Source organism: Klebsiella sp. 10-1 (assembly GCF_009758445.1).
GTDB lineage: Bacteria > Pseudomonadota > Gammaproteobacteria > Enterobacterales > Enterobacteriaceae > Klebsiella > Klebsiella scottii.
In genome coordinates this window covers 25,981-45,613 of record NZ_WQRE01000016.1, presented here as the reverse complement: position 1 = coordinate 45,613, position 19,633 = coordinate 25,981, and the positions used below count along the sequence as shown (strand labels likewise).

17 protein-coding genes are annotated in these 19,633 nt (G+C 57.2%); 7 read left to right on the top strand and 10 right to left on the bottom strand.

Annotated features, from left to right (window positions below; genetic code table 11):
- Positions 1-206 precede the first annotated feature (206 nt).
- Complete coding sequence (locus GO007_RS28015) at positions 207-599, bottom strand: nuclear transport factor 2 family protein (protein ID WP_095105599.1); 393 nt, start codon at positions 597-599, stop codon at positions 207-209.
- A gap of 111 nt (positions 600-710) precedes the next feature.
- On the opposite strand from GO007_RS28015, the gene GO007_RS28010 reads away from it, so the two are divergent.
- Positions 711-1,448, top strand: coding sequence for an AraC family transcriptional regulator (locus GO007_RS28010; protein ID WP_223261849.1), 738 nt, complete (start codon positions 711-713; stop codon positions 1,446-1,448).
- Positions 1,449-1,640: 192 nt separating this feature from the next.
- Complete coding sequence (locus GO007_RS28005; protein WP_223261848.1) at positions 1,641-2,708, top strand: LacI family DNA-binding transcriptional regulator; 1,068 nt, start codon at positions 1,641-1,643, stop codon at positions 2,706-2,708.
- A gap of 55 nt (positions 2,709-2,763) precedes the next feature.
- Here GO007_RS28005 and GO007_RS28000 read toward each other — a convergent pair whose 3' ends face one another.
- The 5 genes from GO007_RS28000 to GO007_RS27980 all read right to left on the bottom strand — a co-directional run bounded on the left by GO007_RS28000 (position 2,764) and on the right by GO007_RS27980 (position 7,814).
- On the bottom strand, positions 2,764-3,183 hold the full coding sequence (locus GO007_RS28000) for an RbsD/FucU family protein (RefSeq protein WP_095105595.1): 420 nt from the start codon (positions 3,181-3,183) through the stop codon (positions 2,764-2,766).
- 47 nt (positions 3,184-3,230) lie between these two features.
- The gene (locus GO007_RS27995; RefSeq protein ID WP_095105593.1) at positions 3,231-3,995 is read right to left on the bottom strand and encodes an SDR family NAD(P)-dependent oxidoreductase; all 765 of its coding nucleotides are present in this window, start codon (positions 3,993-3,995) and stop codon (positions 3,231-3,233) included.
- Between the two features lie 173 nt (positions 3,996-4,168).
- Positions 4,169-6,043, bottom strand: a complete 1,875-nt coding sequence (locus GO007_RS27990) for a TRAP transporter large permease (RefSeq protein WP_095105591.1) — start codon at positions 6,041-6,043, stop codon at positions 4,169-4,171.
- A 76-nt stretch (positions 6,044-6,119) separates the two neighbouring features.
- Positions 6,120-7,160, bottom strand: a complete 1,041-nt coding sequence (locus tag GO007_RS27985; protein ID WP_095105589.1) for a TRAP transporter substrate-binding protein — start codon at positions 7,158-7,160, stop codon at positions 6,120-6,122.
- A gap of 321 nt (positions 7,161-7,481) precedes the next feature.
- Positions 7,482-7,814, bottom strand: coding sequence for a nuclear transport factor 2 family protein (locus tag GO007_RS27980; RefSeq protein ID WP_095105587.1), 333 nt, complete (start codon positions 7,812-7,814; stop codon positions 7,482-7,484).
- A 275-nt stretch (positions 7,815-8,089) separates the two neighbouring features.
- Between GO007_RS27980 and glaH the strand changes: the two genes are divergently transcribed.
- From glaH to csiR, 4 genes are all read left to right on the top strand, one after another.
- A complete protein-coding gene (gene glaH, locus GO007_RS27975; protein ID WP_095105585.1) occupies positions 8,090-9,067 on the top strand; it encodes a glutarate dioxygenase GlaH in 978 nt (325 codons plus the stop codon).
- Between the two features lie 27 nt (positions 9,068-9,094).
- The gene (gene lhgO, locus GO007_RS27970) at positions 9,095-10,363 is read left to right on the top strand and encodes an L-2-hydroxyglutarate oxidase (protein WP_095105583.1); all 1,269 of its coding nucleotides are present in this window, start codon (positions 9,095-9,097) and stop codon (positions 10,361-10,363) included.
- A gap of 23 nt (positions 10,364-10,386) precedes the next feature.
- On the top strand, positions 10,387-11,835 hold the full coding sequence (gene gabD / locus GO007_RS27965; RefSeq protein ID WP_095105582.1) for an NADP-dependent succinate-semialdehyde dehydrogenase: 1,449 nt from the start codon (positions 10,387-10,389) through the stop codon (positions 11,833-11,835).
- A gap of 88 nt (positions 11,836-11,923) precedes the next feature.
- Entirely contained in the window at positions 11,924-12,616 is a 693-nt protein-coding gene (gene csiR, locus GO007_RS27960) for a DNA-binding transcriptional regulator CsiR (protein ID WP_095105581.1), read from the top strand.
- 112 nt (positions 12,617-12,728) lie between these two features.
- Here the strand turns inward: csiR and GO007_RS27955 are convergent, their stop codons facing one another.
- The 4 genes from GO007_RS27955 to gpt form a co-directional block, all read right to left on the bottom strand.
- Positions 12,729-15,014 carry an FdhF/YdeP family oxidoreductase gene (locus GO007_RS27955; protein WP_095105579.1) on the bottom strand — a complete coding sequence of 762 codons (2,286 nt, stop codon included), beginning with the start codon at positions 15,012-15,014 and terminating at the stop codon, positions 12,729-12,731.
- Positions 15,015-15,625: 611 nt separating this feature from the next.
- Positions 15,626-16,024 carry a sigma factor-binding protein Crl gene (gene crl, locus GO007_RS27950; protein WP_095105578.1) on the bottom strand — a complete coding sequence of 133 codons (399 nt, stop codon included), beginning with the start codon at positions 16,022-16,024 and terminating at the stop codon, positions 15,626-15,628.
- Positions 16,025-16,081: 57 nt separating this feature from the next.
- Positions 16,082-17,326: an esterase FrsA gene (frsA, locus tag GO007_RS27945; protein WP_095105577.1), complete on the bottom strand. Its 1,245-nt coding sequence runs from the start codon at positions 17,324-17,326 to the stop codon at positions 16,082-16,084.
- Between the two features lie 106 nt (positions 17,327-17,432).
- Positions 17,433-17,891: a xanthine phosphoribosyltransferase gene (gene gpt / locus GO007_RS27940; RefSeq protein WP_041144180.1), complete on the bottom strand. Its 459-nt coding sequence runs from the start codon at positions 17,889-17,891 to the stop codon at positions 17,433-17,435.
- Between the two features lie 257 nt (positions 17,892-18,148).
- Here gpt and pepD point away from each other — a divergent pair, with 257 nt between their 5' ends.
- Entirely contained in the window at positions 18,149-19,606 is a 1,458-nt protein-coding gene (pepD, locus tag GO007_RS27935; RefSeq protein ID WP_095105576.1) for a cytosol nonspecific dipeptidase, read from the top strand.
- The last annotated feature ends 27 nt before the right edge of the window (positions 19,607-19,633 follow it).

The following is a 19,633-nucleotide window of genomic DNA, read 5'->3' as shown; positions in this document are numbered from 1 at the left end:
GGACCAGTTGAGCGGATTCGCGTTTAAACTCTGCACTGAAATTTCTTTTTTTCATTGAGGCACCTGTAATGTTCTGAGGTGAGCATATCACCTCTGTTCAGGTGGCCAAATTCAGTAAACCACTACAATTCTGCCTGCCGTGGGGCCAGGAATGGATAAGAGCGATCTTTACTTGCGGTACAGGCTTCCTGAGCGCTGATGACGATCTACCCGCGGCTGCCTAAATCGCGATCCTCAGGCTCCCCAACGAGAAGGCGAGTAAGCTCATCGCAGCGCACGATGCGCCCGGACGCCAGGGTAAAGCGCGCCATCACGGCAATTTCGCTCTGCTGGCCGCTCTTTTTATCCACTTTGACATGGTGATGAGTGAACACCGTATTCTCATCGCCGGCTATGGCCAAAACCGAAAGGGTCATGCCTGTAGTCAGCGCCTTAAGTAAGGCCATATGCCCGACGAATCCTCGATAGTCGAGGCTCTTTCCATCCACCTGCTGCTGATAGTCAGGAGAGAAATAGAGGGCAATTTTGTCCTCCTCGTGCTGCGGGTTCGTAACGATTTCCCGCAGGGCGTCCATAACGATCTGACTTTGTTTGTTCATCTTATTCCTTAATTAATCTATGCGAAGCGCGGCGACAGGTTGAATTAAGGTTAGAGGATCGCGGTCGTGGTACGATAGCCGTATCTGGACATTATATACGGCCAATCAGCCATGATGATGCACATCGAAACCTTTGATTATCAGCGCGGCCATGTCACAGAGTGGCATGAACATAACAGCGGTCAGATCTACTGGCTTAAAGCCGGCATCATGGTGGTTGAGACCGGCCAGGCGCAGTGGACGGTCACGCCGGGCTCGGTGGGATGGTTTCCCGCCGGCCTGCGCCACAGGGCCCAGGTGCCGGGCAAGCTCAGCGGGACAAGCCTCTATCTTCATTTATCGACCTGCGCGAGACTTCCGCAAACGCCCGGGATCTATGGTAGCGATAGCTTTGTTCAGGCCCTGCTGGAGCGCCTGTGCGCCGGCCCCCGGCCGGGCTTTCCCGCTGATTACTCGTCCAGCCTGCTGTCGCTGCTGGCGGCTGAAATCGCCCACGCGGCCGAACTTCCGCTCCAGCTGCTTTTGCCGACCGATCGCCGCGCGCGTAACGTTGCCGACCAGCTACTGGCCCATCCGGATAACCTGCAGACTCAGGCGCAGCTGGCCCAGCGCTGGGGGATCAGCGTTCGCTCTCTCAGCCGCCTGTTCCGCGAACAAACCGGCCTGAGCTTTTGCCAGTGGCGACAGCAGGCTAAGGTGGTCACTTCGCTCCAGTGGGTGCTGGCAGGGGAGCCGATCGCCGAGGTCGCCGCGCGCAGCGGTTACGCCAACGTCAGCGCCTTTATCGAGGTATTTCGCGAGCGGTTTGGCCACACGCCCGGTCAGCTACAGCTCGGTATCGCTAAATAACCCTTTGTCGACGGAGAGCGCCCGCCCGTCCCGGCGGGATTCGCGCAGCAAAAAAGCCGGCTAAAGCGCCGGTTTGCCAGCCGCATCAGGCCATTGACAGCGCTAACTGTAACGTTACACTAAACCGTTGTAGTTTATGAATCCCATCAAAAAAGCGATGCTGAATGCGACGAAGACTCTGCCATTCACAAATTGCTGCAAAGGAGATGTATGGCAAATATTCGTGATGTCGCAAAGCACGCCGGCGTTTCGGTGAGTACCGTATCCAACGTGCTTAACGGGCGCACCGATCAGATGCGCGTTGAAACCCTGGCGCGTATCCAGCACAGCATGCAGGCGCTGAATTACCTGCCGAATCGGGTCGCCCAGCAGCTAAAAACGGGACAGGCAAAAATGATTGGGCTGCTGGTGCCCTCGATCGTTAACCCCAGCTTTGCCTCGCTGGTACGCGAGGTCGATCTGGCCGCGAAAAAGCGCTTTTACCGGGTGCTGATCGGCAACACCTATCGGCAGATCGAAGAAGAAGAAGCCTTTATTGCCGATATGTTTGCCCACGGCGTGCGCGGGATTATCGTTGCCGCCTGCGACATTGAAAAACCGCATTTTGCCCAGGCCGCCGCGCAGGGCATGATGATGGTGAACTACGACAGCCGCATGCCTACCGGCGTTGAATCCGGCGGCCTGGCCCTCGACAGCGTCTCGATGGATAACATCGAAGCAGGCCGTATGGCCGCGGAGCATCTTATTGCCCGCGGATGTCGGCGCCTGATCTTCACCACCGTCGCCGGCATGACCTCCAGCCGGGCGCACAAAATTGAAGGTTTTCTTAGCGCGGTGCGCCGCCACGGTCTTTTTTACGACGGAATGATTGTCGAAGAGAAAACGATGGCGGCCTACGGCGACACGGAAATGACCGAGCTGGGTCGCTCGCTGGCGAAAAAGATCTGCCAGCAGTCGCAGCGTCCTGACGGAGTTGTCGCCATTAACGATGCCCTGGGCATTGGGCTGATGGCCGGCCTGCACGAGGCCGGGATCAGCGTCCCGGGGGAGATCTCGATTATTGGCATTGATAATATCCCGCTCTCCGGGCTGGTTTATCCCGGGCTGACCTCCATCATGCCGCCGCTGGCAGAGATGGCCGAAGTGATGGTCGAGCGGTTAATTGAGCGGATAGAAAACCCGTCGCTTTCGCCGGCAGAGTTTCTGTTCCCTCCCGCGCTGGTCTGCCGGCAATCGGTACGCGAGGCGCCCGCTTCCTGAAGCTGGCGCGTTCCGTTGCGATAAAAAGAGAAGCCCCCAAGGCGCTTCTCTTTTTTCATACCAGCGTCGGCCCGACGGTAAGCAGAATATTGGCAAAACGTCGGGTTTCGCCAGAAGCGATGGCTAACAGCGTATCCGACGATTTTGCCTGGGCGTAAAAGGCGTTTCGCTCAATATATTCAAGCTCAGTCGCTTCTGTCAGAATGCGACGATATTCGCGCGCAATAGTATTATCAAACTCAGGCGGGCTGGTCATCAGCGTTGCTTTTTCAACATTAAGATAGCCAAGAATTTTTTGCAGGATCGTCACGCTGCCAATTAAGCCGGGAGAAAAATTCAGGTACACAATCCGCGCCTGCGCTGCGGTGTTGGTCAAAATAGAATAATTAGCATCGGCAATAAGAATATTGGCCTTATGCCCGCACAGCGCCAGCGCCTGGAGTAAATCAGGATGGATAATATCGGACTTAATCATCAATACGCTCTCTTAAATACGGGCGGCGTTAACCGCCCGGCTCTCCGTTACGCCCGGTAAATACCGCCGTTAATATCAATTGTCGCCCCTGAAATAAAGCCATCGTACTCAGAGGCAAGGAAACAAATGGCTCTGGAGACATCTTCCGGAGTACCCGCTCGTCCCAGAGGAATTTCCTGGATCGTGCGATCGGCAGAAGCTTGGGTGGTGTGCTGATTATGGAAACGCGTTCCCAGAATCAGGCCTGGGGCGACCGCATTGACCCGAATGCCAAACTCCCCGAGCTCCGCGGCAAGCGATCGCGTCCACGTCAGCACGGCGCCTTTTGTAGTGGAGTAAACCAGCGACCCCGAGTGGCCGCCGGAGCGCCCGGCCAGCGAGGCCAGATTCACGATGCTGGCGCCGTCCGGGGCGGATTTCAGCCACGGCAGCGCCTGCTGGGTCACGTTGAGCATGGTGGTCATATTGACATCAATCACGGTACGCCAGAAGCGGGCGTCGATCTCGCCGAGCCACTTACGGCCGATGATGCCGCCGACGTTATTGATCAAAATATCGATACCGCCTAAAAACTCTGCCGCCGCCGCCACGCAGCGGGCCGCTTCCGCTTCATCCGTTAAATCGGCATGGCCGCAGGCCGCTTTGCGTCCTTTTTGTTCGGCAATAGCCATCAGCTCTTTGGGCCCGTCTTCGCCGCTGAAATAGTGAATATAAATATCGCATCCCGCCTCAATCAATTTTCTTGCGGTCTCTTTTCCAATACCTTGTTCAGCACCGGTAATAAATACTTTTTTTCCCGTTAACGATCCCATTTCAGACTCCTGTTATTCAGACTCAACGCCACCAGAGAATAATATTTATCGCCAGGGCCAATTTCGGAACGTGGACGTCCCTACCCCCTGGCACAGTAAATTTCAGCTTCTGGGCAGTGATTTCGGCGGCATAGCCATCATGCCACCGTCTTGTACTACGATTAACGCAACGCTTAGTAACCCGCCAGGCCCGGCAGCCAGGTGGTTAACGGTGGCACCATCGCCACGATAATAATGCCGACCAGGACCACCGCCAGATATTTCGCCATTGGCCGGATAACGTGCTTCATCTCCACGCCGCAAATGGCGCAGGTGGTATATAAGCCCAGCCCAATGGGAGGTGAAAATAACCCAAAGCCCATTGCCAGAATCATGATGATGCCGAAATGTAATGGATTAAATCCAAGCTGAACGGCAATCGGAACCAGAATCGGGGCAAAGATAATAAGGGCCGGCGCGCCTTCCAGCACTGCGCCGAATATAATCAAAATCACGATGGTGAGCAGCAGGAATAGCCAGGCCCCCTGCTCAACGCCAATACCGACCAGCAGCCCGGCGATTTGCTGCGGGATCATCTGAATGGTCAGCGCATAGGAGAGGCTGGTGGCGCAGGCGACGATAAACAGCAGCACTCCGGACATCGCAGCGATATCAATAAACATCTTCACCGTGGCTTTAAACGTCAGCTCGCGAAAAGCCAGCCGCCCGACCACGATGGCGTAGATCACCGCAAAGGCGGAGATCTCGGTCGACGTGGCGATCCCCATCATCACCCCACGGCCGATCATAAAGATCATCACCAGACCGACGGCGGCGCCCAGATAAAGCTGGGTGCGCGGGCGCAGAACGGGGTAGGCCTCGCTGACGTTAATTTTGCCGCCAAAGCGGTTGGCGGCAATCATCAGCAGCACCAGCAGACAGGCCGCAGGCACCAGGCCGGCAATAAACAGCGCCCCGATCGAGATATTGGCCACGAAGCCCATCACGATCAGGTTTACGCACGGTGGGATAGTTTCGGCCATTACCGCCGAGGCGGCGAAAACGCCAGCCGCTTCCTCTCCATCCTGCTTCGCCCGCCGTACCGCCGGCATCAGCACGCCGCCAACCGCGGCGACGTCCGCCAGCTTGGAGCCTGAGATGCCCGAGAAGAAAGCCATCGACAGGACGGTGGTCATGTTTAACCCCCCGCGAAAGCGCCCCATTCCCCGCACGATGAGCTCAACGAGGCGCGTGGACATGCCGTTGATCTCCATTGCCGCTCCGGCGAGCAAAAAGAAGGGGATCGCCAGCAGGACGAAGTGATCGACCCCGGCCGCAACCTGCTGAGAGAAGAAGACAAACGGCAGCGACGGATCGCAGATAAAGAACACCATCGCCGACATGCCGAGGGTGAAGGCAATCGGCACGCCGGCGAGAATACCGAGGACGAAGCAGATAAGCATCAGCCCCGCCGCCGCGCTGGCCGGATCGGCCATCAGCGAAAGCTTCACGTAGCCAAGCGCGGCAAGAACGAGGATCCCGACGCCGCTGAGCAGCACGACCCTGGCGCGTTCGCGTAAGGCAAGCTCCAGGGCGGCGACCATCATCACCACCGACCCAATCAGCACCGGAATAACGTAGATAATCTGCGGTAAACCGGTTTCGGTAGTCTGCACCCGCGCGGCCTGGACCAGGTCATAGCTGGAAATCACCAGCCCGACGGAAACCAGAAACAGGACCCAGCGGCTGGCGTGCACCACGTACGGCCGGACGTGCGGCGGAAGAAAGCGCAGGAACAAATCGACGCCAATATGTCCCCCTCTTGCCGTCGATGTCGCAACGCCAAAAAAGACCAGCGCAATCATCAGCGCGCGCGCCACCTCTTCCGCCCAGTGAATGGGGGAATGCAGCGCATAGCGCCAGATAACGGATGCGAAAACCACCAGCACGTTGATAAACAGCACCAATGCCCCGGCCCAGGAGGTCAGGGTCGTCAAAAATCGACTCAACCTGCCGAGTAGCGCCAGCGCGACGCACCCATCCTTTGCTTTAATCGAGATATCAGCCATCTTGAACTCTCTGTGTAAGGTCATGGATATCACCGCCGTTCACCCGCGAGGGCGGGCAAGCCGGCGGTTCCCACAGCTACTGGTTGTCCGACGCCGCGGCGGCGATCTCGTCAACGATAGGTTTCATATCCGGATACTGGTCAAGGAACGCCTGCCAAACTGGCTGCACCTGCTGATAGAAATAGTGGCGATCGGTTTCGCGGAACGTCACGCCTTTCGCCTGCAGGTTCTTAATGGCCTCCTGCTCTTTTTTAGCGGCCTGCTGGCGTTCGTAATCGGTCGCCTCCTTTGCCGCAGCCAGCACTTCGCCGCGCAGCTCCGCCGGGATTTGCTCGAAGCTTTTCTTATTCATGGCGATCATCAGCGGGTTGTAGCTATGGCGGGTCAGGGTGCCATTTTTGACGATTTCATAATATTTACTCGAGTAGATCGTCGGGGCGTCATGCTCTACGCCGTCAATCACCCCCATCTGCAGGCTCGAATAGACCTCCCCGCCCGGCATAGGAATGGCCACCGCCCCCATATGGTTGAGGGTGGCGATGAAGTTAGGCACCGGTAAAACGCGAATTTTCAGATTCTTTAAATCTTCAGGTTTTTCAATAACCTTCTTGGTATAAATATTACGCGCGCCGAGGTTATAGCCGTAGCCCAGCACCATCACGTTAGCCTTATCCAGCATTAAAGCCGCCAGCTTTTCACCCGCTTTTCCGTCGAGGGTTTTACCGACCTGAGCGTAATCTTTAAATAAATAGCCGAGATCCAGAACGCCAATTTCAGGCACCAGCGTTGCCCAGATAGATGTCCCGGAGATCATCATATTAATTGCGCCAATACGTACCTGCTGGGTGGCGTCGGCCTCTTTACCCAGCATGCCGTTGGCGAAATAGTTGAGCTTGATCTGTCCCTTCAGCTTCGGGTTGTTGTTGAGGTTTTCCTGAAAACGGCTGTACCAAATGTAGTGGGCGGAGGAGTCGTCCCCCGGCAGCGAAGAGTAGACTCGAAAGTTAAGCGCCGCGTGGGCCAAAGAGGTCACGGTGCTGCCGGCTAACAGGGCCGCGCCCAAACATGCAAAAGCAAAAATACGACTTACTGAACAAAACGGTTTCATTTTCATCATCGTTATCCTTTCACGTCCCGTTGAGATAGATGTCACCCTCTCAGGCCTTGCTGAATCGGCGGGGGAGTTAAACAAAAAAGTAGCTTCACGCTTCTACTGTAACGTTTTAGTGTAACGTTACAGAAACTATCCGGCGCCTTATCTAAAAGCAAGGTACTTAACGGGCTCATGGCGGATGAGATGTGAATTTTGTGGCGGACATCGCTAATTTGCGGGCGGGCGTTACACAATAAAAACCGGGGCGTCGCTGTTTAGTCACTGTTTAGCGCAGAGAGGGAGGAAGCGGCAGAGCGTTAGCCCCCGCCGCGCTGGCGATGGGCCTCAGGCGGCAAAGAAAAACCATGCGGTCTTAATAAGCTGATTCTCAACCTCAAAAACCGCCATGCTCTCAATCGGCTCTGCGGAGAGCCCGTAAATCAGCTCATGGTCGAAAACCTTATTCCCGAGAACGGTACGGAAAATAAGCTCCGCGCGCAGTTCTGCGATATTAAAACGCTGGTTGACGTAAAACTCTCTTAACGCCGGAATGCCGATCAGGGAGGGGGTTTCCGCAGGCATGCGATACGCTTTGAAATCTTCGGAAAAGCAGGCAATAAATTCATCAATATCGTGGGCGTTGTAGGCCTTAAACTGCTTCTCAACCGGGCATTCCATGACGCTTTCCTTTCCACCAAAAATAATTATAAATTCACAATAACTGAATTTATATTCAAAGACCAACCCCTATTTTTGTCAGTCATTCCCCGACAATCCTCCCCTTTACGCCCGATAGCCATATACAACAAGCGGCTCTGTTTTATCGCCTCAGATCACAAAAAAATAAACAATCAGCGCAATTAATGCGCACTTTATAAAAATGTCGATATTTTTAATTTATGGCGACGAAATCAACATCGCTGTGCCTGAGCCCACCGCGAGGATCGATTCTGATGAATACTTTCACTGCCGTAAAACCCAATGCCGATGAGAGCGCCCGCGGCGACAGCGGGTTCACCATCGCCCCCTCCTCCCGGTCGCCGCGGCTGCAGGATCTCACCTTTTCCGCGCAGATCGCCCAACGGTTTATGCAGCAGACCGCGCAGTGGCCGGTACAGGCGCTGGAGTATAAATCCTTCCTGCGCTTTAAAATCGCGAAGACCCTCGACGATCTCTGCGCCGGTAAGCTGCAGCCGCTGCTGCTCGAAACGCTGCTGGAGCGCCGTCAGGGCGCGCTGCTGATCGGCGCGGAAGGGATCGATAACGTAGCCCAGGCAGATGAAATGGTGAAGCTGGCAACGGCAGTCGCCCATCTGATTGGCCGCTCCAGCTACGACGCCATGAGCGGCCAATATTACGCCCGATTTGTCGTAACTAACGTTGATAATTCAGACAGCTACCTGCGACAGCCGCACCGCGTAATGGAGCTGCATAACGACGGAACCTACGTCGAAGAGATCACCGACTACGTGCTGATGATGAAAATCGACGAGCAGCATATGCAGGGCGGAAACTCCCTGCTGCTGCATCTTGACGACTGGGAGCATCTGGAGCGTTATTTCAACCATCCGCTCGCCCGTCGCTCGATGCGCTGGGCCGCGCCGCCGAGCAAAAACGTCAGCCGTGACGTCTTCCACCCGGTGTTCGACGTCGACCGGCAGGGCCGCCCGGTGATGCGCTATATCGATCAGTTTGTGCAGCCAAAAGATTTTGCCGAAGGCATCTGGCTAAGCGATCTTTCGGATGCCCTGGAGAGCAGCCAAAACATCCTCTCCGTTCCGGTGCCGGTCGGCAAACTGCTGTTAATTAACAATCTGTTCTGGCTGCACGGCCGCGACCGCTTTATCGCGCATCCGGATCTGCGCCGGGAGCTGATGCGTCAACGCGGCTATATCAGCGATGCCGCCCGCCACGAGCGGCCCCATCAATAAGCGCTATCAGGGGAAGGAACCGAGCGGATGTATGATTTTGTGATTATTGGCGGCGGCATTATCGGCATGTCGACCGCCATGCAGCTGCTGGAGGTCTACCCGGACGCCAGAATTGCGCTGCTGGAAAAAGAGTCCGGCCCGGCCTGTCATCAGAGCGGCCACAATAGCGGCGTGATTCATGCCGGGGTCTACTACACTCCCGGGAGCCTCAAAGCGCAGTTCTGCCTTGCCGGAAATCGGGCGACCAAAGCTTTTTGCGATCGGCACAGTATCCGCTATGACCGCTGCGGAAAAATGCTGGTCGCCACCTCGCCGCTGGAGATGTCGCGGATGCGGGCGCTGTGGGATCGCACCGCGGCCAACGGGCTGGATCGCGAATGGCTCAGCGCGGAGGCGCTGGGGGAGCGGGAGCCGAATATTACCGGCATCGGCGGCATCTTTGTCCCCTCCAGCGGAATTGTCAGCTATCGCGAGGTCACCGAGGCGATGGCGAAAACCTTCGTCGCCGGCGGCGGCGAAATCGTCTACGCCGCCGAGGTTAGCGCCCTGAAAGAGCACGCCGCCGGCGTGGTCGTCTACACTAAACAGGGACAGGTGTTTGAAGCCGCCACATTAGTGAGCTGCAGCGGGCTGATGGCCGACAGGGTGGTCAAAATGCTCGGCGTCGATCCCGGTTTTATTATCTGCCCGTTTCGTGGGGAGTATTTCCGCCTGGCGCCTCGGCATAACCAGATAGTGAAACATCTGATCTATCCGATCCCCGACCCGGCCATGCCGTTCCTCGGGGTCCACCTCACGCGCATGATCGACGGCAGCGTGACCGTGGGCCCGAATGCGGTACTCGCCTTGAAGCGTGAAGGCTATCGCAAACGCGATTTTTCACTCTCCGATACGCTGGAAATCCTCGGCTCGCCCGGTATTCGTCGCGTGCTGCAGGGCAACCTGCGCTCGGGATTACGCGAAATGAAAAACTCCCTGTGCAAAGACGGCTACCTGCGGCTGGTGCAAAAGTACTGCCCGAGCCTCGTTCTGCAGGATCTCCAGCCGTGGCCTGCGGGCGTTCGTGCACAGGCGGTTTCTCCGCACGGCAGGCTGATCGACGATTTTCTGTTCGTCACCACGGCGCGCTCCATTCATACCTGCAATGCGCCCTCCCCGGCGGCCACATCGGCTATCCCCATCGGGGCGCATATCGTCGGCAAAGTACAGACGCTGCTGGCCAGCCAGCATAATCCCGGCCGCAGCCTGCGCGCCGCCCGTAGCGCGGACTCTCTGCTTGCCGCATACACTCGTTAAACGTTTTGAAACAGGAAACCATCATGCAACTCAACGACCCAACTTTGTTCCGCCAGCAGGCATTTATCGACGGCCAGTGGCGCGATGCCCTCAGCGGCGAGGTGATTACGGTCACCAACCCGGCTAACGACCAGCGGCTGGGCAGCGTGCCGAAAATGGGCGCCGATGAGACCCACGAGGCCATTGATGCCGCCAACCGGGCGCTCCCTGCCTGGCGGGCCTTAACGGCTAAAGAGCGGGCCACGATCCTGCGCCGCTGGTTCGATCTGATCATGGCGAACCAGGACGACCTCGCCCGCCTGATGACGCTGGAGCAGGGGAAACCGCTGGCGGAAGCCAGGGGCGAAATCAGCTACGCCGCCTCGTTTATCGAATGGTTTGCTGAAGAGGGTAAGCGAGTCTACGGCGATACCATTCCCGGCCATCAGGCGGATAAGCGCCTGATCGTTATCAAGCAGCCGATTGGCGTCACCGCGGCCATCACGCCGTGGAACTTCCCTGCCGCCATGATCACCCGTAAGGCCGGCCCGGCGCTGGCCGCAGGCTGTACCATGGTGCTCAAACCCGCCAGCCAGACCCCCTTCTCCGCCCTGGCGCTGGCCGAGCTGGCCCAGCGGGCCGGCATTCCTGACGGCGTATTCAGCGTGGTGACCGGCTCCGCCGGAGCGGTAGGCAATGCGCTGACCAGCAACCCGCTGGTACGCAAGCTGTCGTTTACCGGCTCGACGGAAATCGGCCGCCAGCTGATGGCGCAGTGCGCGCAAGATATTAAGAAAGTCTCCCTCGAGCTGGGCGGCAACGCGCCGTTTATCGTATTTGACGATGCCGATCTCGATAAAGCGGTTGAGGGCGCCCTGGCCTCCAAGTTCCGTAACGCCGGGCAGACCTGCGTTTGCGCCAATCGCCTGTACGTGCAGGAGGGCGTTTACGAACGCTTTGCCGCGAAGCTACAGCAGGCGGTGGAAAAGCTGCAGCTCGGCGATGGCCTGCAAAGCGGCGTCACCACCGGGCCGCTGATTGATGACAAGGCGGTCGCCAAAGTGCAGGAGCATATTGCCGATGCCGTCGCTAAAGGCGCGCGGATCGTGACCGGCGGCAAGGTGCACGAGCTTGGCGGTAACTTCTTCCAGCCGACGATCCTGCTGGACGTTCCCGACAGCGCGAAGGTTGCCAAAGAGGAGACCTTTGGCCCGCTGGCCCCGCTGTTCCGCTTTAAAGATGAGGAGGACGTTATCCGTCAGGCCAACGATACCGAATTCGGCCTGGCGGCCTATTTCTATGCCCGCGACATGAGCCGCGTCTTCCGCGTCGGCGAGGCGCTGGAGTACGGTATCGTCGGGATCAACACCGGCCTTATCTCCAATGAAGTGGCGCCTTTTGGCGGCGTCAAAGCCTCCGGGCTCGGCCGCGAAGGGTCGAAGTATGGAATAGATGATTACTTAGAAATCAAATATATGTGCATTGGTCTGTAGGGCCGCGCCGGCGGCGATGCCGTAAATACCCCCTTAATATGCGTATCCCTGGGCGGGAAGGCCGGGATAGCCGTTCAGGAGTAAGCCCATGACCGCCACCTCCCAGCCGACGGCCATAGACGGATACCGCTGGCTTAAAAACGACATCATTCGCGGCCGCTATCAGCCGGATGAAAAGCTGCGTATGAGCCTGTTGACCTCGCGCTATGCGCTTGGCGTCGGGCCGCTGCGCGAAGCGCTCTCCCGGCTGGTTGCCGAGCGCCTGGTTACCGTGATTAATCAAAAAGGCTATCGGGTTGCCTCGATGTCAGAGCAGGAGCTGCTCGATATCTTCGACGCCCGGGCCAATATGGAGGCGATGCTGGTGCGTCTCGCCATTGAGCGCGGCGGCGACGAGTGGGAGGCCGAGCTGCTCGCCCGGGCGCATCTGCTCAATAAGCTGGAGTCCAGCGACGCCAGCGAGAAGCTGCTGGATGAGTGGGACAGGCGCCATCAGGCGTTCCATTCCGCCATTGTTGCCGGCTGCGGTTCACAATATCTGCTGCAAATGCGCGAACGTCTTTTCGACCTCGCCGCGCGCTACCGGTTTATCTGGCTGCGCACGACGGTGCTGTCGGTTGCCATGCTGGAAGATAAACGGCGCCAGCATCGGAGGCTAACCGAGGCTATTCTGGCGCGTGACGCCCCGCTTGCCGGTGAACTGATGCGCCAGCATCTGCTGACGCCAATTCCGGTGATTCAGCGGGCGATGGCGGGAAAACTGCAGCAGAAAGCCTCCTGAAAAGATCGGCTCGTCGCCGTTTTGAAAGCGGGCGATCCGACACGGTGCCCTGCTTTTACTCTGCTAAGTCGCGAAGACGGCAGCGCGCTATCCCCCGCGCCCTCCGGCGCGGTCAGGACCTGTAGATCCGCACCGGGGCGCTCTTATAGGCCGGCGTCAGGCTCTGTTTATCAACCGAGTCCAGCGACAGTAAAATGTTGGCCTCCGGCAGATAGGCGGCAATAGACGATGCGGCCATCGGCACAATATAAACCGTCTGGTTGCGCATCACCTTCTCTTCGCAGGCATTGCCCTCATCATCCAACGCCACAATATTGACCACATCGCCCTGCGCCAGCTGGCGCTTTTGCGCTTCCTGACGGCTCAGGAAAATGACGTCGCGGCGTCCGGTAACGCCGCGGTAGCGGTCGTCCATACCGTAAATCGTCGTATTGTACTGGTCGTGGCTGCGAATCGTGGTGAGCACCAGGCAATCTGACGGCATAGCCGCGCTATCAAGCGCCTCGGTATCGCAGACGTGGAAGGTCGCCTTGCCCGACGCCGTACGGTATTCGCCGCGCGAGGCCGGGTTATCGAGACGGAACCCGCCCGGGGCAGCGATGCGTTCGTTGAATTGATGGAACTCCGGTATCACGGCTTCAATCGCCTCACGAATCAGTCGATAGTCCGCCACCAGCTTCTCCCAGGCGACCGGGCTGCGCGGTAACGTGGCGCGCGCCAGCCCCGCCACAATGGCGGGTTCGGACAGCAGCCACGGCGAGGCCGGCTTCAGCGCGCCGGTTGAAGCGTGCACCATGCTCATCGAGTCCTCTACGGTAACGGACTGCACGCCCGCGCGTTGCACATCGCGCTCGCTGCGCCCTAAGGTCGGGAACAGATAGGTGTTTTTACCCGCCAGCAGGTGGGAACGGTTGAGTTTGGTCGCAACGTGGACCTGGAGATCCAGCCGACGCATCGCCGGGAATGTCCGCAGCGGGTCGGGCATCGCCACGGCGAGGTTGCCGCCCATGCAGATAAGCCCGCGGGAAACCCGGTTTTCGATAGCCTTAATGCTGTCGATGGAGGATCGTCCGTGCGCCCGCGGGACCGTAATGCCGAAATAGTTTTCCAGCCGCAGGTTAAACGCTTCGTCCGGCGCTTCGTTTATCCCCACCGTCCTGTCGCCCTGGACGTTAGAATGGCCGCGTAGCGGACAAATACCGGCGCCTTCACGCCCCATGTTCCCGCGCATCAGCAGCAGATTAATCAGCTGCTGGACGTTCTGCGTGCCGTTACGATGCTGGGTAATTCCCAGGCCATAGCTCACGATAACCCGCCGGTGGCGGCTATAAATATCGGCGAAATATTCGATAGCGCTGCGCTCTACCCCCGCCCCACGCTCAATGTCCGCCCAGTCGAGGCCGTTCAGGTCGTCAACCAACGCCTGATATCCCGACGTTTGCGAGGCGATAAATTCGCTATCAATGACCGGCTCCTGCTGCTGGACCCGACGCTGCGCATCCATCTCCAGCAGCGCTTTCATGGCGCCGCGGAAAAACCACGCATCGCCCCCAACGCGGATCTGGAAGTAATCGCTGGAGAGATCCGTGTGCCCGCCCATAAGCATATCCGTCGGCGATTGGGGGAAGCTAAACCGCTCCAGGCCGCGCTCGCGTAGTGGATTCACCGAGATGATCTTCGCTCCACGCCTGGCAACTTCGCGCAGGGTCGTCAGCATCCGCGGGTGGTTGGTGCCCGGGTTATGCCCGACGCAAATCACCAGGTCCGCGGCGGCAAAATCGCTTAGCTCAACGGTGCCCTTGCCGATGCCGATAGAAGATCCCAGCCCGGTGCCGGTCGGGCTGTGGCACATATTCGAACAGTCGGGGAAGTTGTTGCTGCCGTATTCGCGCGCATACAGCTGATAGAGAAACGCAGCTTCATTTGAGGTGCGCCCGGAGGTGTAAAACTCCATCTCATCGGGGGAGAACCCGCGCATGATGTCGCCGATTTCGGCAAACGCCTGCTCCCACGCGATGGGCTGATAGGTATCGCTGATAATATCGTATTTCATCGGATGAGTGAGCCGGCCGTGGTTCTCCAGCTCAAAGTCACTTTGCCGCCAAAGCTGGCTCAGCGTGTGGCGAGCGAAGAATTCCGGCGAGGTTTTTTTCGCGGTGGTTTCCCATGAAACGGCCTTGACGCCGTTTTCACATAGCTCCATCGCAGAGCGATGGTCCGGATCGGGCCACGCGCAGCCGGGGCAATCAAACCCTTTAGCCTGGTTCATTTTAAACAGCGCGATAGTGTCGCGTACCGGCGTTTTTTGTCCCAGTACGTGCGCAGTACAGGCTTTAACGGCTCCCCACCCTCCGGCGGCGCCCTGGTACTCTTTTAATCCACGGGTAGTATCAGTCATCAGATCGTATCAGTTATATTTTCAATGGTGCTTTATTAACACAGGCGCCCCGTCGCGCTGATTCCTATCAAGGGGTACGGCGCTAACAGAAAATAATAAGAAAGAAGTATTTCGCTTACGTGGGAATAAAGTTCAGCGGGTATTTATGGCGAGATGAGCATCAGCGCTGGCGAGACAATCACGCTTCTGCGGGCAAGCTTAAAAGAATTTTACTCTTTCATAACAGCAGGATATCTATTTATTTTTTTGGTAAAGCTACCCTTAACGGGTCACATCGCATCGGGAATAATGAGTAAAGAAGCCGCCTGCGCATTCACCTGGCAGGAGCTGGTTGCCCGCCCAGGATGCCGCTACAGGTTAAAAAAACGGCCGATACGCATCCTAAAATAAACCCGCAGCCGGACCAGAATATTGACCGCCGTTTAATAAACGAATTCGTAGGCGGCTATATTCCAGCCGCAAAAAATATCTACCCACTTTAATCCGGGTTATTAAAACAGGGTGATGAAACGGGCCAGCAGAATTTACAATTAGTAAAAGATTTTCTACGCAAAAAAATCCATGCCGTAGGGCATGGACATTTTCGCTCGGTGCGGACTACGGACGAGGCGTCAGGCTCTCAGCCTGACGGGCTCGCTAAAGTCATCAGCCGGTTCAAGCTTCAGGCTGAACGTCGCCAGCAGCGCGTTGGCCCTGTTGTGGAAATCACGTAGCGTTTTTTCAAGCCGTTCGCTAACTTCAGGATCGTCGATGACCACCGACTGCCATACCCCTTCTTTATCGAACAAACCAAAATGATAGCTGTAAGTAAAGCGCGATGCCTGTGCTTCCATCTCCATCCACCATCCCCAAAACTCTCGTTTTTCCGGCGCCGGTTTAACGTTGACGCAAACTGCCAGGCAATCGAAAAAGAAGCGGTTGTCTTCACACTGCTCTTCGCGGATATAGGGGCCAAGAGCCGTGAATTTCTTAATCAGCTTACTCTTCAGGTGTCCACTCGGTAACGTCATTGCGATCTCCTTTAGTGATGCAACTGTTTTACCAAATCAATAAAATTTAGCAATAAATTAACTAAATCTCTGGTTGATCCACCGGCTAATCTGTCGCAATGCGTGATCAAAATTGCGATAAATCGGCTTCGTTGGGATCTCAAGCAGCTTGCCATCGGCAGATGACGAGGTAATTAAACGCGACTCCTCTTCCGGACTGAAAGGATCGTTTTTCCAGTAGCCTGAGAACATCGGCGTCGGACAGCGGCGGCCCAGAAGCCCCTGCGTTTTTAACGAGTAGCGGTTCAGCTCAATGCGCAATGCTTCGTCAGAGGCATCGTGCATTCCCAGACGCGACGCCAGGACATCAAGATACATTTCAGGCACTCGCCCCTGGTGCAAAGGGTCAACCAGCAGGTTGTGCACCACCGGCCCCAGACAGGCAACGGCCTTCAGGCGCTGCGACTCCAGATAGCCGAGCCGGACGGCAATATTGGCACCAAAGCGGAAGCCGAACGCCGCGACCCGGGTATGATCGACCCACGGGACGTTCTGCAGATGCCGCAGCGCGTGCTGGTGCAGCAGGCTGGAGTCCTGGGTTAGCTTCCATTTCGATGAAAAGCCGATGGAAGGCAGATCGAGGGTCAGCATCGCAATCCCCTGCGGGGCAAAATAGTCTTCATACAGGCTGTAGTAATCGGTCTGCAGCGAGTCCAGGCCGCCGCACATCATGACCACCGGGAACGGGCCTTCCCCTTTTGGCAGATGTAAAAAACCACTGACCGGCGCGCCGCCGGGAACCGGGAACTCGATCTCACGTAGCCCGCCGGGCAGACGCTGCGCGGCCTCTTCATAGGCCCGGTTGGCCAGCGCCTGTGCCTGATCGGCAAGCTCATCGCCTTTAATATGCGGATAGGCGGCAATGCTGTAGAGGTTGGACGCGTGCAGCCAGTGGCGGCCGCTGAGTTCGAGGTCCGTTTCCTGACCCGCCATTTGCTGCCAAATCATGGCCTGTTTAGACCATTCGAAAATCCAGTTGCCGCCGCGATACCCCACGACGGTGTCGTACAGCTCCGGATTGGTGCGTTCCGCATCGCTCATGACGATGCGCGCCTGCACGTCAAGGATCTCCTGCGGCGTCACGCCGCGCCGGATCCACATCAGGCGATTGATCAGGCGATACCAGCGATCGACGTTGCTCCCATCGAGCGCAGAGTGGATCGGCTGCTGCGAGCCGGACGCGAACCGACGCACCAGCGTAGACGTTTCTGGATGTTTGAATCGAGGTTTAAACAGCGTTTCGCTAAGGTTAGCCTGTGACATGTGCAGTCTCCATCGTGTCGCCACTATGGCTATTGTAACCTGCTAACAGGCAAAAAAAACCACGCCCGGCAAAACCGGGCGTGGTAAATAGCACTCGCCTTGAAAATTAACGGCCTGAGATAGGCGGTACGAAGACCACGCCCATATCCCACGGCTGTTCAATCCAGGTTTCCTGCGGAATATCAACCACGTAGTCATCAACCAGCGGACGACCGGCTGGTTTAGCGAAAATAGTGACGAAGTGTGCTTTTGGATACATTTCGCGGATGGCGACCGCGGTGCCGCCGGTATCAACCAGGTCATCAATCACGATGAACCCTTCACCATCACCTTCAGCACGCTTAAGGACGGTCAGCTCACGCTGGTTATCGTGGTCATAGCTGGAAATGCAAACGGTATCAACATGACGAATACCCAGCTCACGCGCCAGCAGCGCGCCCGGTACCAGACCACCGCGGCTAACGGCAATAATGCCTTTCCATTGTTCAGAAGGCATCAGGCGACTTGCCAGTTTGCGGGCGTGAATCTGCAACATGTCCCAGGTGACGACGTATTTTTCGCTCATGTGAAGTGTCCCAGCCTGTGTTATACGGCTTAAATGATGTTCGAGGGGGAAAATGGTTGCGCGAGATTATAGAGATCTGAAGCGCTAAAAACCAGTATTAAGCGGCCCTGGCGACGCTTTTTGCGTTGTTTCCACTACCCGTTAGCGTGGAAAGTGGTATTCTCAACCCCACCGCGCAAGCCCTCGCTTGACGTGTATTCTATTGCTAACCCTCGACCTGCAAAAGAATTTTGCAGGCGATCGTAAGGAGACTCATCGTGTCTGAACTGTCTCAATTATCCCCGCAGCCGCTGTGGGATATTTTTGCCAAAATCTGCTCCATTCCCCACCCTTCCTATCACGAAGAACAACTCGCTGAACACATCATGGGCTGGGCAAAAGAAAAAGGCTTACACGCAGAACGCGACCAGGTTGGCAACATTCTGATTCGTAAAGCCGCTACCGCCGGGATGGAAAACCGTAAACCGGTCGTGCTGCAGGCGCACCTCGATATGGTGCCGCAGAAAAACAACGATACCGTTCACGACTTTACTAAAGATCCGATTCAGCCGTACATCGACGGCGAGTGGGTCAAGGCCCGCGGTACCACCCTGGGCGCGGATAACGGTATCGGTATGGCTTCCGCTCTGGCGGTGCTGGCTGATGACTCCGTCGAACACGGTCCGCTGGAAGTGCTGCTGACCATGACCGAAGAAGCCGGCATGGACGGCGCGTTTGGCCTGCAGGCCAACTGGCTGCAGGCAGATATCCTGATTAACACCGACTCGGAAGAAGAAGGCGAAATCTACATGGGTTGCGCCGGGGGGATCGACTTCACCTCCAACCTGCCGCTGGCGCGCGAAGCGATCCCGGCCGGTTTCCACAGCTTTAAGCTGACGCTAAAAGGGCTGAAAGGCGGCCACTCCGGCGGTGAAATCCACGTCGGTCTGGGGAATGCCAACAAGCTGCTGGCCCGCTTCCTCGCCGGTCACGTCGCTGAGCTGGATCTGCACCTGGTTGATTTCAACGGCGGCACCCTGCGCAACGCCATTCCGCGTGAAGCCTTCGCCACCGTTGCGGTAGCCGCCGATAAGAGCGATACCCTGGCGGCGCTGGTGAATACCTATCAGGAAATTCTCCAAAACGAGCTGGCGGCCAAAGAGAAGAATCTGGTCCTGCTGCTGGAGTCCGCTGCGACGGATAAACCCGCGCTGACGGCGCAGTCTCGCGACGGCTTTGTTCGTCTGCTGAACGCCATGCCAAACGGCGTGATCCGTAACTCCGACGTGGCGAAGGGCGTGGTCGAAACCTCCCTCAACGTCGGCGTGGTAACCATGACCGATGATAACGTCGAAATCCACTGCCTGATCCGTTCCCTGATCGACAGCGGCAAAGACTACGTCGTCAGCATGCTGGATTCGTTAGGCAAACTGGCGGGAGCGAAAACCGAAGCCAAGGGCGCTTACCCGGGCTGGCAGCCGGATGCAAACTCACCGGTGATGCATCTGGTCCGCGAAACCTACCAGCGTCTGTTTAATAAAACGCCGAATATCCAGATTATTCACGCCGGTCTGGAATGCGGCCTGTTCAAAAAGCCGTACCCGGATATGGATATGGTTTCCATTGGGCCGACCATTACCGGGCCGCACTCCCCGGATGAGCAGGTTCATATCGAAAGCGTTGGCCAATACTGGACGCTGCTGACTGAACTGCTGAAAGCGATTCCGGCGAAGTAAGTTCCGCCGCGAAAAGAGCTCGGGTAC